This window comes from Hyphomonas beringensis, from assembly GCF_000682755.1.
Taxonomy (GTDB): Bacteria; Pseudomonadota; Alphaproteobacteria; order Caulobacterales; family Hyphomonadaceae; genus Hyphomonas; species Hyphomonas beringensis.
In genome coordinates this window covers 1-762 of sequence record NZ_AWFF01000094.1, presented here as the reverse complement: position 1 = coordinate 762, position 762 = coordinate 1, and the positions used below count along the sequence as shown (strand labels likewise).

Below are 762 nucleotides of genomic sequence, written 5' to 3'. Positions count from 1 at the left end.
TCAACTGGCTTGGATCGGTCAGGCCGACCAGAGCACGCCCGGCCCCTGTATAAGAGTCATCTGTGGCGGCAATAAATGTGCCTGACCCTGCCTCTACAACCTGACTGCCAAGCATGCCATCAGCATCTGCCCCCAAAAGGCTGTTGGAACCAGACACCACGCCTATCACCCCGGCCGCGCCATTGCCCCACGTCACCGCACCGGCATTGGACACTCCGCCATTGTCCCAGTCAGAGCTGGCCACGACATAATTGCCATTCGTCAACGCGGTCACTTCATTTTCGCGACCAAAACTATTTCCCGTCGTGCCCACCTGGTCATCTGCCTGTGAGCCCACGAGGCTGTTGGTGGCAGACACCGCTCCTGTCGTACCGCCGTCACCATTGCCCCACGTCACCGCTCCGACATCGGTCGCCGTGTCACTATCCCACTTAGGGCTGGCCACGACATAATTGCCATTCGTCAGCGCGGTCACGCCATTTGAGACCCCCATGGGGTTGCTCAACGAGCCCACCTGGTCGCTCACCGTTGTGCCCACGAGGCTGTTGCCGGCAGACACTGCACCAACAGTACCGCCTTCGCCACGAGGCTGTTGGTATCATCCACTGCGCCAAAAGTTCCGCCGTCACCATTGCCCCACGTCACCGCTCCGGCCCTGGCCTCCGAGCCGTTGGCCCAACCCGCGCTTGCGACGACATAATTGCCATTCGTCAGCGCAGTCACAACGCCACCGCCCACCTGGTCATTTGCAGTCGAGCCCAC

Annotated in this window: 1 protein-coding gene and 1 pseudogene; both read right to left on the bottom strand. The window is 61.2% G+C overall.

Going from position 1 to position 762, the window contains the following annotated elements:
- Positions 1-559, bottom strand: a pseudogene (locus tag HY29_RS16815) (hypothetical protein); the annotation flags it as partial.
- On the bottom strand, positions 523-762 hold a 240-nt coding region (locus HY29_RS19650; protein ID WP_206741993.1), incomplete at its 5' end, for a hypothetical protein. The pseudogene HY29_RS16815 and the gene HY29_RS19650, both read right to left, overlap by 37 nt.